General features: G+C 72.0%; 10 protein-coding genes, 4 tRNA genes, 1 other RNA gene and 1 pseudogene. 10 read left to right on the forward strand and 6 right to left on the reverse strand.

The window, feature by feature from the left end; all coding sequences use genetic code 11:
* Window positions 1-76 precede the first annotated feature (76 nt).
* The 7 genes and pseudogenes from ABZ208_RS06090 (at window position 77) to ABZ208_RS06120 (ending at window position 3,425) form a co-directional block, all read left to right on the forward strand.
* Window positions 77-148: transfer RNA gene (locus tag ABZ208_RS06090), tRNA-Gly, on the forward strand.
* A 79-nt stretch (window positions 149-227) separates the two neighbouring features.
* A tRNA-Gly gene (locus tag ABZ208_RS06095) sits at window positions 228-300 on the forward strand.
* A gap of 139 nt (window positions 301-439) precedes the next feature.
* Window positions 440-1,387, forward strand: a complete 948-nt coding sequence (locus tag ABZ208_RS06100) for an ABC transporter ATP-binding protein (RefSeq protein ID WP_356908372.1) — start codon at window positions 440-442, stop codon at window positions 1,385-1,387.
* A gap of 1 nt (window position 1,388) precedes the next feature.
* A pseudogene (locus ABZ208_RS06105) lies at window positions 1,389-1,637 on the forward strand (ABC transporter permease); the annotation flags it as partial.
* Window positions 1,638-1,681: 44 nt separating this feature from the next.
* Complete coding sequence (locus ABZ208_RS06110) at window positions 1,682-2,725, forward strand: histidine kinase (RefSeq protein WP_356908373.1); 1,044 nt, start codon at window positions 1,682-1,684, stop codon at window positions 2,723-2,725.
* Window positions 2,722-3,330 carry a response regulator transcription factor gene (locus ABZ208_RS06115; protein WP_356908374.1) on the forward strand — a complete coding sequence of 203 codons (609 nt, stop codon included), beginning with the start codon at window positions 2,722-2,724 and terminating at the stop codon, window positions 3,328-3,330. Before ABZ208_RS06110 ends, ABZ208_RS06115 begins: the two co-directional genes overlap by 4 nt.
* A gap of 22 nt (window positions 3,331-3,352) precedes the next feature.
* Window positions 3,353-3,425 (forward strand) — tRNA-Gly (locus ABZ208_RS06120).
* 45 nt (window positions 3,426-3,470) lie between these two features.
* Here ABZ208_RS06120 and ABZ208_RS06125 read toward each other — a convergent pair.
* The 6 genes from ABZ208_RS06125 to ffs form a co-directional block, all read right to left on the reverse strand.
* On the reverse strand, window positions 3,471-4,370 hold the full coding sequence (locus ABZ208_RS06125) for a phosphoribosylaminoimidazolesuccinocarboxamide synthase (RefSeq protein WP_356908375.1): 900 nt from the start codon (window positions 4,368-4,370) through the stop codon (window positions 3,471-3,473).
* A gap of 90 nt (window positions 4,371-4,460) precedes the next feature.
* A complete protein-coding gene (locus ABZ208_RS06130) occupies window positions 4,461-5,921 on the reverse strand; it encodes a N,N-dimethylformamidase beta subunit family domain-containing protein (protein ID WP_356908376.1) in 1,461 nt (486 codons plus the stop codon).
* A 192-nt stretch (window positions 5,922-6,113) separates the two neighbouring features.
* Window positions 6,114-7,790, reverse strand: coding sequence for a hypothetical protein (locus ABZ208_RS06135; protein WP_356908377.1), 1,677 nt, complete (start codon window positions 7,788-7,790; stop codon window positions 6,114-6,116).
* A 347-nt stretch (window positions 7,791-8,137) separates the two neighbouring features.
* A complete protein-coding gene (gene purD, locus ABZ208_RS06140) occupies window positions 8,138-9,388 on the reverse strand; it encodes a phosphoribosylamine--glycine ligase (RefSeq protein ID WP_356908378.1) in 1,251 nt (416 codons plus the stop codon).
* Between the two features lie 61 nt (window positions 9,389-9,449).
* Window positions 9,450-11,681, reverse strand: coding sequence for a DNA polymerase III subunit gamma and tau (locus ABZ208_RS06145; protein ID WP_356908379.1), 2,232 nt, complete (start codon window positions 11,679-11,681; stop codon window positions 9,450-9,452).
* 59 nt (window positions 11,682-11,740) lie between these two features.
* Window positions 11,741-11,839, reverse strand: an RNA gene (gene ffs, locus ABZ208_RS06150) — signal recognition particle sRNA small type.
* A gap of 98 nt (window positions 11,840-11,937) precedes the next feature.
* Between ffs and ABZ208_RS06155 the strand changes: the two genes are divergently transcribed.
* The 3 genes from ABZ208_RS06155 (at window position 11,938) to ABZ208_RS06165 (ending at window position 14,770) form a co-directional block, all read left to right on the forward strand.
* Window positions 11,938-12,025 (forward strand) — tRNA-Ser (locus ABZ208_RS06155).
* Window positions 12,026-12,329: 304 nt separating this feature from the next.
* On the forward strand, window positions 12,330-13,361 hold the full coding sequence (locus ABZ208_RS06160; protein WP_356908380.1) for an LPXTG cell wall anchor domain-containing protein: 1,032 nt from the start codon (window positions 12,330-12,332) through the stop codon (window positions 13,359-13,361).
* Between the two features lie 314 nt (window positions 13,362-13,675).
* Window positions 13,676-14,770, forward strand: coding sequence for a DUF1152 domain-containing protein (locus ABZ208_RS06165; RefSeq protein WP_356908381.1), 1,095 nt, complete (start codon window positions 13,676-13,678; stop codon window positions 14,768-14,770).
* Window positions 14,771-14,823: the final 53 nt, after the last annotated feature.

Below are 14,823 nucleotides of genomic sequence, written 5' to 3' on the forward strand. Positions count from 1 at the left end.
GCTGCACCCCTGCTGGTCGGCTAGAGTCTGGACCACGCCGAGGGGCAAGGCCGAAAGGCCCCGCTTCACGCAGCGTGCGGGTGTAGTTCAGTAGTAGAACATCCCCCTTCCAGGGGGAAGGCGCAGTGTGCAATTCCTGTCACCCGCTCTCATCGCTTTACCGGCCACTCCGGTGGATCAGGTACAGTGGTGGACGCACCGCCCGGTGAGAGCTGAGCGGCAGCAATGCGGACGTGGCTCAGTTGGTAGAGCATCACCTTGCCAAGGTGAGGGTCGCGAGTTCGAATCTCGTCGTCCGCTCAGAGAAAGAAGCCCCCGGCGATCTCGCCGGGGGCTTCTTCGTTTCCCCGCCCGGGCATCCACCACCGATGACATTTGTCATGAGCAGCGATGACAGCGCGCACTGCCCCACGCCTTCGGCCGGTCCGAATCTTGAGTCATGACCGACGACGAGTACGTGATCGAGGCGGACGACCTCCGGCGCACCTACGCCGGAGGCTTCGAGGCCGTCAGCGGGATCTCCTTCCACGTCGCCCGCGGTGAGATCTTCGCCCTGCTGGGGACCGACGGTGCGGGCAAGACCTCCACGGTCGAGCTGCTCGAGGGCCTCGCCGCGCCCGGCGGCGGATCGGTACGGGTCCTCGGCCACGACCCGTACCGCGAGCGTGCCGCCGTACGCCCGAGGACCGGCGTGATGCTCCAGGAGGGTGGCTTTCCCTCCGAACTGACCGTCGCCGAGACCACTCGCATGTGGGCGGCGTGCACCACCGGGGCGCGGCCGACCACGGAGGCACTGGCCCTGGTGGGGCTCGGCGAGCGGGCCCGAGTGCGTGTGAAGCAGCTGTCCGGCGGCGAGCGCAGACGCCTCGACCTGGCGCTGGCCCTGCTCGGGCGGCCCGAGGTGCTCTTCCTCGACGAACCCACCACCGGCCTGGACGCGGAGGGACGCCGCGACACCTGGGAGCTGGTACGGGCTCTGCGGCAGGCCGGTACGACCGTGCTGCTGACCACGCACTATCTGGAGGAGGCCGAGTTGCTCGCCGACCGGCTGGCGATCATGCACCGGGGGCGGATCGTGACGACGGGCACCCCGGCCGAGGTCACGGCGACACGGCCCGCCAGGATCCGGTTCGTGCTGCCCGGCGGGGTGCCCGCCGGGCGGCTGCCGCTCGGACTGCAGGCGGCTGAGGCGGAGGTACCTGCCGGGCGAAGCTCCGGAGGAGGACGGCACATCGAGATCCGTACCCACACGCTCCAGAAGTCGCTCGGCGAACTGCTGCGGTGGGCCGAGGAGTCCGCGGTACGACTCGAAGGGCTCGACGCCCGATCCGCCTCCCTCGAAGAGGCGTTCCTCGACATCGCGCGTACCGAAACGGCGGGTGTGTGACATGACGGCGACCACGGCACGGCTCACCGCTCTCGGGCGGGCCGAACTGACGCTTCTCGCAAGGAACCGGACCGCGCTCTCCGTGGCGCTGCTGATGCCTGCGGCGATGATCCTGGTGACGAAGTCGACGCTGGACCAGATGGATCTCGGCAAGGCCGGGATGAGTGTCTCCGAGGCGGCGATGACCAGCGGGATCGGGATGGTTCTGCTCCTCGTCGTCCACATGAACCTCGTCTCCGCCTATGTGGCGATGTCGCCAACGGCGTGCTCTGCCACCGCCTCGCCCGGCGCGCGATGGACACGTACCTGAGGCGGGGGGAGATCACGCCGCGGGACGTCGTCCCGGCGGCGGTCACGACGGCCACCCTGGCCGCGGGGGTCACCGCGCTCGCCACGACCGTCGACCTGACCGGATTGATGCCGCTGCTGCTGGGCTCGGTACTGGTCCCGTTCTTCAGCGGGCACTGCCTGATCGTGCGCCCCAGGATCATTGCCCTGCACCAGGCGGGCACGCTCGCCGTGCTGGCCACCCTGCTCCCGCTGACCGGGCGGCCTCTGCACGTGGTCGTGGTCACCACCGTGACCGTCGGTTTCCTCACCGGCTGGCTCGCCTTCGCGGTCCGCGTCTCGCTGTGGGTGCTCGGCGTGATGTGGGAGCTGCGCGAGGCCCGCGACGTACAGGCGCGGCTCGCGGTCGCGGAGGAGCGGCTGCGCTTCGGCCGGGATCTGCACGACGTGCTGGGCCGCAACCTTGCCGTCATCGCGCTCAAGAGCGAGCTGGCCGTGCAACTGGTGCGGCGCGGACGGCCGGAGGCGGTCGACCAGATGACCGAGGTCCAGCGCATCGCCCGGGAGTCGCAGCGAGAGGTACGCGAGGTGGTGCGCGGCTACCGCGACGCGGACCTGCGAGCCGAACTGGAGGGCGCACGGGGCGTGTTGGAGGCGGCCGGGATCGTGTGCACCATCGAGGCGGGGGACGGGGGGCTGCCGGTCCAGGTCCAGTCGGCGCTCGGCTGGGTGGTCAGGGAGGCGACGACGAACGTGCTGCGTCACGGCGACGCGCAGCACTGCACGATCTCGGTGCGCGCGGCGGACGGTACCGCGGTGCTGGTCGTCGAGAACGACGGGGCGGGTCAGGTGCCCGCGGACACCGGCGGTTCGGGCCTCACGGGGCTGCGGGAGCGTCTGTCGGCGGTGGACGGTGCGCTGGAGGCGGGGCCGTGCGCCGACGGGCGCTTCCGGCTGACGGCCCGCGTTCCGCTGAAGCCGGAGCCGGAGCCGCAGTCGGAACCGGAGCCGCAGCCGCAGCCGGTCGAGGACTTGAGGGAGGCGGTGTGACCGTACGCGTACTGCTCGCCGACGACGAGCATCTGATCCGCGGCGCGCTCGCCGCCCTGCTCGCTCTCGAGGACGATCTCGTCGTGGTCGCCGAGGCCGCCAGCGGCCCTGAGGCGCTCGCCATGGCACGTGCCCACCGGCCCGATGTCGCGGTGCTCGATCTGCAGATGCCCGGCGCGGACGGTGTGACGGTGGCCACATCCCTGCGGACCGAACTACCGGAGTGCCGGACCATGATCGTGACCAGTCATGGGCTGCCCGGCCATCTGAAAAGGGCGCTCACAGCCGGAGTGCGGGGCTTTGTCCCGAAGACCGTGAGTGCGCAGCGGCTCGCGGAGATCATCCGTACCGTGCACGCCGGAAACCGTTATGTGGACCCGGAGTTGGCGGCCGACGCGATCTCGGCCGGCGACTCACCACTGACCGCCCGTGAGGCCGAAGTGCTGGCGCTGGCGGCCGACGGAGCGCCCATCGCGGAGATCGCCGAGCGCGCCTCGCTCTCCCAGGGAACCGTCCGGAACTACCTCTCGTCGGCGGCCGGAAAACTCGGCGCCGAGAACCGGCACACGGCGGCACGTCTCGCACGCCGCCGAGGTTGGGTATAGTGGTCTCCGCGCTACGGCGCATGCGGACGTGGCTCAGTTGGTAGAGCATCACCTTGCCAAGGTGAGGGTCGCGAGTTCGAATCTCGTCGTCCGCTCAGAGAAAGAAGCCCCCGGCGATCTCGCCGGGGGCTTCTTCGTGTCTACGACCAGGTCGTCCCGGTCAGCAGCTCGTACGCCTCCACGTACTTGGCCCGGGTCGCGCCCACGACCTCCTGCGGCAGCGAGGGCGGCGGCTGCTCGCTCCTGCGGTCCCAGCCGGACGCGGGGGAGGTCAGCCAATCGCGCACGAACTGCTTGTCGTACGACGGCTGGGCGCGGCCCGGCTGCCACTGGTCGGCCGGCCAGAAGCGCGACGAGTCGGGGGTCAGCACCTCGTCGGCGAGGACGAGGTCGTCCCCGTCGAACCCGAACTCGAACTTGGTGTCCGCGAGGATGATGCCGCGTTCACGGGCGATGTCACGGGCACGGCCGTACACGGCCAGCGTCGTCCGGCGGAGCAGGGCCGCCGTCTCGGAACCGACCTGATGGGCCACTTCCTCGTACGACACGTTCTCGTCGTGGTCGCCGACCGCCGCCTTGGTGGCGGGGGTGAAGATCGGGGCGGGCAGCTCGGAGCCGTCGCTCAGCCCCTCGGGCAGCGCCAGTCCGCAGACCGTCCGGGTCTGCTCGTACTCGGCCAGACCCGAGCCGGTGAGATAGCCGCGGGCCACGCACTCGACGGGGGTCATCCGCAGGGACTTGCACACCAGCGTGCGGCCTGCCCATTCGGCGGGGGCGCCCTGCGGCAGCTCGGTGCTCAGGACATGGTTGGGGACCAGGTCCGTGAGGCGCTCGAACCACCACAGCGACAGCTGGGTCAGTACCCGGCCCTTGTCGGGGATCTCGGTGGGCAGCACCCAGTCGTACGCGGAGATGCGGTCGCTGGCGACCATCACGAGGTCGCCGGCCTCGTTCCGGTACAGGTCGCGCACCTTGCCGGTGTGCAGATGCACCAGGCCCGGCACCTGGAGCGGTTCGGGCTTTTCAACGAATCCGGACACGGTTCCTCCCCGTGATTATGTCCAACGCGTCCGATTGTCCCGTATGAGGGGAGGGCGGGCCCGACCAGGGTGGCCCGGGTGGGTTTCGGCCTATCCGCGCTTGCAGATGCGGTCGAGCAGATTCGCCGTCGCGCGCTGGATGCGGAGGTCGACATGGCCCGGCCGGTCGAGCGCCGGGGACCAGGCGAACGTGCCGGACGCGAAGACCAGGGCGCCGGAAGGAGCCCGGTACAGCGAGGTCTCCTGGTGGCGGGTCGCCGCCTCGGTGTCCCGGTAGGGCGAGTGGGCGAGCAGTATGCGGCCCTGGTGCTCGGGCAGCGCGGTACGCGGGAAGTAGCGGTCGGCCTCGCCCGCCACCAGGCCCGGCAGCTCGTCGCCCTCGTTCGCGCCGGTCGCCTCCCAGAGCCAGTGGGTGGCGTTGCGCACCACCAGCGGGTGGGGTTCGGGGACCCTGCCCGCGTACTGGATGCCCAGCAGCTGCTGCTCCGCCCGGTCCACCTCGCGCCACAGGGCGGGTTTCCCCGGGCCACGCCGCTTGCGGCAGGTCAGCAGCCGCTCGGGCACCCCCGAGGGGGACGGGCCCAACTCGACGCGCCAGTACATGGTGTTGGCGGAGAGGAAGACGAGCGAGGTGCCGCGGTCGCGGGCCTGCTCTGCGGTGCGCCGCATGGGCGCCGACCAGTACTCGTCGTGACCGGGGAAGACCAGTCCGCGATAGCGGGCGGGGTCGACCCGGCCCGCGTGCAGATCGCGCGCGTCGGCATAGGCGAGGTCGTAGCCGTACCGCTCGGCCCAGCGGATGAAGTCGTAGGCGTGGCCGACATGGAGGGGCAGCCCCGCTCCCGCGTACGGGCGGTCGAACGAGACCGTGATCGCTGCGTCCTCCTCGCCGAGGAGGCGGCCCTCCTCGTCCCAGGCGTGGTACAGGCTGGCACCGGTGTGGCCGTCCTCCGGGTAGAGGTTGTACGCCTGCCAGGTGACGTCGGGCAGGAGCAGCAGGAGGTCCGCGGGATGGTCGTCGCGGACGGTGAAGGGGATGTGGGAGCGGTGGCCGTCCACGGTCGTGAGCACGGCGACATACGCGCCGATCGACCAGTACGAGGGGATCTGAAGCCGCCACGACAGCCACCAGTGGTGGCAGGAGACCGTGCGGTCGGCGGTGAGCGGGGCCGACTGGACGATGCCGGAGAGCCGCGGGCTGGTGGTGATCTTGGCCGCGCCGTCCCCGCCGTAGTGGCCGATGCGGTAGATGTCGACGGAGAACTGCTGGGGCGGGTCGACCGTGATGTGGAAGTCGAGCGACTCACCTGGTGCGGCGGCGCCCGGGGTCGCGAACCCCTTGATCTGGCGGCGGACGTCGTCGGCGCTGCGGGGGCGGCCGGAGCCGCCGCGGGCCAGGGTGGGGTCGGCGTACCAGGGCACGACCTGACCGGTGTCGCCGAAGTACTGCTCGCTGCCGCGCAGCCAGGGCAGCGGGCCCTGGCCGAACGGGTCCGTCACGGCGTGCGCGAGGGCGCCCGATTCCCACCGTCGGATCTGCTCCGCCCCCATGGTGCGCCCTCCCTCGGTCTCCCCCGGGACAACTGTGCGGTGACTGCGCTGCGGGTCTGCAGCAACGGCCCGGCACCGAGCGGTCAGTGCCGGCCTCCAGCACATCACATAACGCGCTCACTCCGTCACCGTTCGTCGTGAATTGGCGTCATCGGCAGTGGGGCGGTGGGCCGGGTGGGAACGGGCCACGGCTCAGACCAGGCGGACCGGTTTCTCGGCACGGACGCCGAGCGAACCGAGCCAGACGCGCAGCGGCTGCGCGTCGCCGTCCTCCACCAGGCTGAGCACCGGCGCCACCAGATCCGAGCGGCGCTCGCCGGCGACCAGGAGTGCCGGGCCGTCGAGCCAGTCCAGGCCGGGCACAGCACCCGCCGTGTCGACAGCCGCGCAGCACACCATCGCGACGACGTGGTCGGCCAGCAGCTCGCGGCCCGTACGCGGCGGCTGCAGCGGGAAGAGGGGAAGGGGGCTGCCGCCCCAGAAGGCCAGGGCATCGCCCATGGGGGCGCTCGAGGTCCCGGCCGGTGACGGGTGCGGCGCGGGTGCGGCTGCCTCGCGGGCCGACTCCTCGCGGGCCACCTGGGCCGTCATCGCGGCCGCCAGGTCGTCACTCGCATCGCCGCCCGGCCGGGCGGACAGGTGGTCCATCACCCGGGCGAGCGTCGGGCCCTCGGGACGGCCGGTCGACGGCGGCACGCCCAGCTCGTCGAGAACGCGGTGGATCCGGGCCGCTTCCGTACGCCACTTACGGTCGACGACCTCTTCGGGATAGTGCTGCCAGTCCACCGGCGACCAGTCGGGACCCGTCTCGGCCGGGCCGCCGTGGAACAGGCGCGCGGCCAGCAGCGACGCCGCTTCGTCCACCGCGCCGGGCTCCTCCAGCAGATCGCAGGCGGGGCGCTCGCCCAGCCGGGAGGCGAAGCCCTCGGCGAGCCGGTCGCGGCGCGAGAGCTCGGTCAGTGCCGAGACCACGCCCGCATCCAGCCGTGCGGGCCAGCGGCCCATGCGCCAGGCGGGCAGCGCGACCCGGGTCAGCAGCCGGTCCCAGCCCGCGTAGGCAAGACCGACCTGTTCCTGGGCGACGATCCGCAGACCGTAATCCACAGCCTGTGCACGCTCGGACGCGGCGGCGGCCACCCCCCGCTCCATCTCTGCGGCATGCGCCTGGCAGCTGCGCAGCAGCACGCGGGCGACGGTGCCGGTGAAACCGGCGCCGGCCTTGCGTATCACCCCAAGGCCGGGGCGGGCGGCATCGGCGACGGCCGCGTCCAGGCCCCGTACGAAGCGGCGGGCGGCGTCTATGTCGGGGTTGGCGGCGGGCCCGGTGGCGGCGACGACCGGCGCGAGCACGGCCCGCAGCTCGGCCACCCGCATCCACCACAGGAACGGCGATCCGATCACCAGGACCGGTGCCTGCGCGGAGCGCCGGCGACTGCCGTCGGATATCGCGTGCGAGGGATGCGTACGGTCCTCGAGCCAGCTGTCGCAGTCGGGGGTGAGCGCCAGCGCGGAGGGGGCCGGCACATCGAGACGCTCCGCGAGATCGCGGACCATTCGGTACAGGTCGGGGGCGGCGCGCTCGGGGAGCTCCACGGTCGGGCTGAGTGCCGGCGTGGCCCGCACGATCACGGTGGCGACGACGACGGCGAGAACCAGCACGACGAGCGCGCAGCCGGAGACGACCCAGCGTGCGGCGTCCCAGCCGGCACCGGACATGTGCCCCATGGCCCCGCCGGCGAGCAGAACGACGGCGGCGGCTGCGGGAAGCAGCGCCACAGCGGCTGCCCTGCTGCGCACATGCAGCACGGCGAGGGCACGGGAGCGTGCGCCCTGCTCGCCGATCGACTCCCCGATACCGGTACCGGACACGTCCGGACCTCACCCCCTCTGCCCTGCGACGGTGTTGGTCACTCCCCCACTGTGGCACCGCCCACCGACATCGCAATGCCGGTGGGCCAAGTGCCGGAACGCCTGCGCCGCACCATAGTTGGGGCTCCGGCGGCAGTCATCCGGATGGGTCAGCCATCACTCGATGGAATGGCTTTGGGCAAAGGCTCCGACACTCGGGGCCGTCTTCGGGGCCGGACTCAGGGCCGTCTTCCGGGCGGGTCGTGAGGCGAGCACGCGGGGCGGTCGCGGGCGCCGCGGGGACACCGTTCGGCGTAGCAGCCGGTCCGGATCGGCCGGGCGGGCGCCGCCCGGCCTAGCGGCGGGGATCAGCCCTCGGCGGCCTTGCGGGCGATGTCCGTACGGTGCTGGGAGCCGTCGAGGCGGATCCGGGCCACCGCCCGGTAGGCGCGCTCACGGGCCTTTCCGAGATCCTTGCCCGTCGCCGTGACCGACAGCACCCGGCCACCGGCGCTCAGGACCGCGTCACCGTCCCGCTTCGTACCGGCGTGCAGGACGTACGCATGGGGGGCGTCCTCGGCCGCGACCTCGTCCAGGCCCTCGATCGGGTCGCCCGTGCGCGGCGTATCGGGGTAGTTGTGGGAGGCGACGACCACGGTCACGGCCGCGTCGTCGTGCCACTGGAGCGGCGGCTGCTGGTCCAGCGTGCCGTTCGCGGCACCGAGCAGCAGACCCGCCAGCGGGGTCCTGAGCCGGGCAAGGACCACCTGGGTCTCGGGGTCGCCGAACCGGGCGTTGAACTCGATCACCCGCACACCGCGCGACGTGATCGCCAGGCCCGCGTACAGCAGACCGGAGAAGGGCGTACCGCGGCGGCGCAGCTCGTCGACCGTGGGCTGCAGGACCGTGTCCATGACCTCGTCGACCAGCTTGGGGTCGGCCCACGGGAGCGGGGAGTACGCGCCCATGCCGCCGGTGTTGGGGCCCGCGTCGCCGTCCAGAGCGCGCTTGAAGTCCTGGGCGGGCTGCAGCGGGACGACCGTCTCGCCGTCGGTCACGGCGAAGAGGGACACCTCTGGGCCGTCGAGGAACTCCTCGATGACGACCCGGCCACAGGCCAGCGCGTGCTCGCGGGCAGCGGTGAGATCCTCGGTGACGACGACGCCCTTGCCGGCGGCCAGGCCGTCGTCCTTGACGACGTACGGAGCGCCGAAGGCGGCGAGAGCCCCGTCGATCTCCTCCGGGGTCGTGCACACATAGCTGCGGGCGGTCGGCACTCCCGCCTCCGCCATCACATCCTTGGCGAAGGCCTTGGAGCCCTCCAGCCGGGCCGCCTCCTTGGAGGGGCCGAAGCAGGGGATGCCCGCGGCGCGCACGGCGTCGGCGACACCGGCGACCAGCGGCGCCTCGGGGCCGACGACGACCAGCCCGGCTCCGAGCTCGGTGGCGAGCCGCGCCACGGCCGCGCCGTCCAGCGCGTCGACCGGGTGCAGCTCGGCGACCTCGCCGATGCCGGCGTTTCCGGGCGCGCAGTGCAGGGCGGTGACGCCGGGGTCGAGGGACAGAGAGCGGCACAGGGCGTGTTCGCGGGCGCCGCCGCCGATGACGAGGACCTTCACGGCAGTCAGCCTAACCGCCGGGCGCCGGAAGTCGTCGTACGGGCCTCCGAGGACGGACCCGCTACTCGTTCGTATATTCCTCCACGACCGTGGCACCGAGCTCGCGCACGATCAGGTCGTGGCCGGACAGCGCGGAGTCGACGAGATCCGGGTCGTCCTCTTCCGGTACGTCGTCCTCGGGGGCCACAGGGGGCGGGGTGTGCACCTGGGCCGGGCGCGACGGCTCGGGGCCGGTCGCCTGCGGGGCGGAGCCCGGCTGGGGGCCGGCCTGCGGTGCGGGGCGGGCGGCAGGAGCCGGGGCGGGTGCGGGCGCCGACGCGGCGGGCGCGGGCCTGGAGCCTCCGTAGCCACCGGAGCCGTAGCCACCGGAACCGCCGGACGGGGGCTGACCACCGCCGGAGCCGCCTGCGCCGCCCGACGGGTCGATGATCGCCTCGACCTTCCACTGCACATGGAACTGCTCGGCGAGCGCCTGCTTGAGGACCTCCTCGCTGCCACTGCTCGCGAAGTTGTCCCGCGCGCCGGCGTTGATGAAGCCGAGCTGGAGGGTCGTGCCGTCGAAACCGGCCACCTGTGCGTTCTGGCTCAGCAGGATCCAGGTGAAGCGGCGGCGGTTCTTGACCGCCTCCAGGATGTCCGGCCACATGTTCCGCACCTGGCCCGCGCCTTGCGCGGCGGGGGCGGGCACGGAGGCAGGGGCCTGAGCGGCCGGTGCCGGCGCGGGGGCCGCGGGCGGCGGCGTGGGCTGGGTGCCCTGTCCCGGGGCGGAGGCCGTGGGCCAGCCGCCGGGGCGCCGCGCGCCGGTCTCCGCACCGCTCCCGCCACCGGGACCGGCCGCCGCAGGCCAGGCCCCCGGGCGCGGTGCCGCGGGCTCGGGGGCCGGAGCGGGGGCCGGTGCGGGTGCGGACACAGGTGCGGGTGCCGACGGGGCGGGCGCAGGCGCGGACGCGGGTGCCGACGGGGCGGGCGCGGCAGGCGGGGGCGGAGCATCCGTACGGACGGCGGCCCGTGCCGCGGCAGGCCCGCCACCCGGCGGTACGGGAGCGTGAGCCTGGGCTTCGGGCCCGGGGACATACCCCATGGCGGGTCCCGGCGCCCCGGCCGAGAACGCCGCGGGTCCCGTCCCGGCCGCCGCCGCACCCCGCTCGAGACGGTCGAGGCGGGCCTGCACCGAACGCTCGTCGTCGAAAGCGGCCGGCAGCAGCACGCGCGCGCAGATCAGCTCCAGCTGCAGCCGGGGCGAGGTCGCGCCGCGCATCTCGGTCAGCCCGGTGTTGACGAGGTCCGCCGCCCGGCTGAGCTCGGCCGCGCCGAACACCGAGGCCTGCGCCTGCATCCGCTCGACCACATCGGCGGGGGCATCGATGAGCCCCTTGCTTCCCGCGTCCGGAACGGCGGCCAGGATCACCAGGTCCCGCAGCCGTTCCAGCAGATCGGCGACGAACCGGCGCGGGTCGTTGCCCCCTTCGATGACCTGGTTGACGACCTCGAAGGCCGCGGCCCCGTCACCCGACGCGAAGGCGTCCACGATCGAGTCGAGCAGCGACCCGTCCGTGTACCCGAGGAGGGCGGTCGCCATGGCGTACGTCACACCTTCCTCGGTCGCGCCCGCGAGGAGCTGGTCCATGACGGACATGGAGTCACGCACGGACCCGGCTCCCGCCCGCACGACGAGCGGCAGCACACCGTCCGCGACGGGGATCTGCTCCCGTCCGCACACCTCACCGAGGTAGTCGCGCAGCGTCCCGGGCGGCACCAGCCGGAAGGGGTAGTGGTGCGTACGCGACCGGATGGTGCCGATGACCTTCTCGGGCTCGGTGGTCGCGAAGATGAACTTGAGATGCTCCGGCGGCTCCTCGACCACCTTCAGCAGAGCGTTGAAGCCCTGCGGGGTGACCATGTGGGCCTCGTCGATGATGTAGATCTTGTACCGGCTGGACGCCGGTCCGAAGAATGCCTTCTCCCGCAGGTCACGGGCGTCGTCCACACCACCGTGCGAGGCGGCGTCGATCTCGATGACATCGATCGATCCCGGCCCGTTCCGCGCGAGGTCCTGGCAGGACTGGCACGCACCGCACGGTGTCGGCGTCGGCCCCTGCTCGCAGTTCAGACACCGGGCGAGGATGCGCGCGCTGGTCGTCTTGCCACAGCCGCGGGGACCGCTGAACAGGTACGCGTGATTGACCCGGTTGTTCCGCAGGGCCTGCTGCAGCGGGTCGGTGACATGCTCCTGCCCGATGACCTCGGCGAATGACTCGGGACGGTAGCGGCGGTACAGCGCAAGGGACGACACGCCTACGAGGTTATCGGGGCGGGCCGACAACCACGGCAGCCGCCGAGAACCACGGGGGGACGCAAAGCGCCCCTCACGCACCCGCCAGAGCCGACCTACCCTTGCTGCCTTCCGGCCCTGGGGGAGTTCAGTCAGATAGCGCCACGTGAGGGGCTGTGCCCAGGTTACCCGATCCGCAGGGGTGGTCGGACCCCCCTTGGGCAGGGCTCCGGAACAGGTTCGCGAGCACTCCTCAACGTCTTGTATTGTTTGCGGCGGAGGATTCGCCTAGAGGCCTAGGGCGCACGCTTGGAAAGCGTGTTGGGGGCAACCCCTCACGAGTTCGAATCTCGTATCCTCCGCCATTGCTCTCACCGGGCAATTCGTTGAAGGGCCCCACCGTTCGCGGTGGGGCCCTTCGACGTTGTCCGTCTCAGCGCCGCGAAACCCGGGTTCGATCGGATGCGGCAGCGCGGGCACGGCCCGGTGCCGGCAGTCGCTCCCCCACCCTGGCCCCACCCATGTGCCGTGAGGGCGATCACGGAGAAGGCGTCCGCTCACCGCACAACCTTCCGGCGGCCTCACTGATCACATCCATGTGCACCCGTGCGGCCATACCCGCGCCCCCGCGCCAGGCGGCCGTTCAGCTCAGCTCCACGGAAGGATTCAATGAAGCTCCCCCGCGTTCTGGCAACCGCAGCCGTCACGGCTGTCATCAGCCCCGTGGCGCTGTTCGCCGCTCCGGCTGCATACGCGACCGGGGAGGCACCGGCCGACCACACCCCCTCCGCGGCGACTGCCCCCACGACGGCGCCCGAGCCGTCCTCCACCACTGGTGCCGACGGCGATGGGCAGGGCCCGGTCGAGCCGTCGACCGGCACGGTGTCCCCCTCGGTGACGGCCGGGGCAACCACTTCGGAGTCGGCGAAGCCGAGCGCCGCGCCGTCCCCGACGTACACCCGCCCGACGTTCTGCTCCGGCATCCCGGACGAGGAGCGCGGCAAGACGGCGCTGCACGGGCTCCCGAGCAAGATCGTCGCCGGGTCCGGCTGGCACGGCTTCACCTACCGCGTGACCAACGTGTCCAAGATCAAGGTGATGGAGACCGACGTCTCGCTCCACCTCGGCACGGCCGACCCGAAGGTTGACGACGTCTCCGAACTGGCCGTCACGGTCGAGTGGTTCAACTCGGCTGCCGGCACGTGGAAGGCCATCGAGGGCGAGGGTGCCGATGTCCTCGGCAACAACGAGTTCGCCACCGTGAAGACCCTCGAACCGGGCGAGTACGCGGACGCCAAGATGCGCATCAAGGTCGGTGCGAAGGCCAAGGCGGGAACCGGCTACTTCTTCACCGTCGGCCACTCGTACGGCGAAGACGGCCAGTGTGGCTTCGACGACATCAGCCAGTTCGACTTCACGGTCCTCGCTCCCGGCAGCGACCCCGGCAAGACGGGGGACGCCGAGGGCAAGCCCGGCAAGGTGGAGGACATCGAGGACGAGGCCGCCGAGGGCAAGCACGGCGACGGGAACACGCCCGCACCGCAGGGCGACCTGGCCGAGATCCCGGTCAGCGGCAGGCTCGCCGAGACCGGTACCTCGAGCACACTGCCGACCGCCTTCGCCATCGGTGGGGCTGCGGTTGTCCTGGGTGCCGGGGCCGTTTTCGTCACGCGCCGTCGTAGGGCCGGATCCGCCATGTAGGCAGGCGGTCGCGTCGGCACACGGCGAAGATCCCGTTCATGATCTCCCGCGTGCCGTGGCGCCCTTGCGCGCAGAGGGACATCGGGGCTCGCTCGACCCACGAGGCGGCTCGGCAGACGCCGGGCCGCCTCTGAATCTGTCCCACTGCCGTTCGAAGCCGTTCAGGACGGCATGGCAGGCTGGTCGAACACCGACGCGGACCCGGCATGTACGCAGGTGAGCGGGCCCGTACAAGGCCCCCGGTCGCCCGCCTCGGTCGGCCTCCGGCCGCTCCCAGAGGGCGTCGGCCACCTGGCAGCCGTACGCTGACGAGGGTGACGCGCTTGATCGTGGCAGCGGGCGGAGGGGGCGACGCTGTCGCCGCCGCAATGCTCGACGCCGCCCTGTACGGCGGCGAGGGCCCGGCAGTGGTCCTCACCTACGCGTGGGACCGGCTGCTGATCGACCCCGTCCCGGGTCCACGGGGGCCGGCGGACTTCACAGGTCTTCGCCCCCTCACCAGAAGCGTCCGGACGGTGCCGGCCGGCGCCTCCCCGATCGCCCCCGCAGGTTCCACGCTTCCCCGGCTCGCCGCCGAGCTCCCGCAGACCTTCGCGCTGATCGATCCGCACCACGGCGCCGAGGGCATCACGCGCCAGGTCGAAGAGCTCGTCCAGCACCTGGCCCCCGAGTCCATCGACCTCCTGGACGTCGGCGGAGACATCCTCGCCAAGGGCGACGAGCCCGCACTCCGCAGCCCTCTCGCGGACGCCCTCACACTCGCCGGGTGCTGTCAGGTCAACGCCCCGGTACGGCTGCTGGTCGCCGGTCCCGGCCTGGACGGTGAGCTGGCCGCAGACGATCTGCGCGACCGCTTGGGGTCATCGGTTCTCACACTCACGACCGCAGACGTCCAGCCGGTCAGCTCGGTACTCGAGTGGCACCCTTCGGAGGCCACAGCCATGTTCGCGGCCACGGCACGAGGAGTCCGCGGTCTGTGCGAGGTCAGGGACGCAGGCCTGCCCGTGCCCCTCACCGACGAAGGGCCCACCGTCCACGAAGTCGACCTGGACGACGCCCTCGACCGCAACGCGCTCGCCCGAGCCCTTCTCGCGACGGAGACGCTCGACGAAGCCGAGCAGCGCAGTCGGGAGATCTGCGGCTGCTCCGAGATCGACTACGAACGCGACAAGGCCAGTTGGCTCGAGCGCCGGCCGGAGCAGCAGCTCGACCCGGAGCGCGCTCTGCTCCAACTCGACCAGTTCGAGGCCGAGGCCCGCACCCGCGGTGTCAGCCATACGACGTTCCGCCGGATCACCGAGGCCCTCGGCCTCGGCGGCGCACAGCGCGAGGACCTGAGAGCTCTCCTTGTCAGCAGCCGCCCGGAGCAGTACGCGGCACCACTTTGGCGCATCCCTGCCTACGCCTGAGCAACAGCGCCGGAGAGAGCCCGTCATGCCGCCGCGGGCAGGTGGTCAGGCAG

This window comes from Streptomyces sp. NPDC006208 (assembly GCF_040613775.1).
GTDB lineage: Bacteria > Actinomycetota > Actinomycetes > Streptomycetales > Streptomycetaceae > Streptomyces.

Excerpts from the sequence above, each read along its gene's own strand:
- ABZ208_RS06110 (WP_356908373.1), top strand. The coding sequence starts at position 1,682 with ATGGACACGTACCTGAGGCGGGGGGAGATCACGCCGCGGGACGTCGTC.
- ABZ208_RS06160 (WP_356908380.1), top strand. The coding sequence starts at position 12,330 with ATGAAGCTCCCCCGCGTTCTGGCAACCGCAGCCGTCACGGCTGTCATC.
- ABZ208_RS06130 (WP_356908376.1), bottom strand. The coding sequence starts at position 5,921 with ATGGGGGCGGAGCAGATCCGACGGTGGGAATCGGGCGCCCTCGCGCAC.
- ABZ208_RS06100 (WP_356908372.1), top strand. The coding sequence starts at position 440 with ATGACCGACGACGAGTACGTGATCGAGGCGGACGACCTCCGGCGCACC.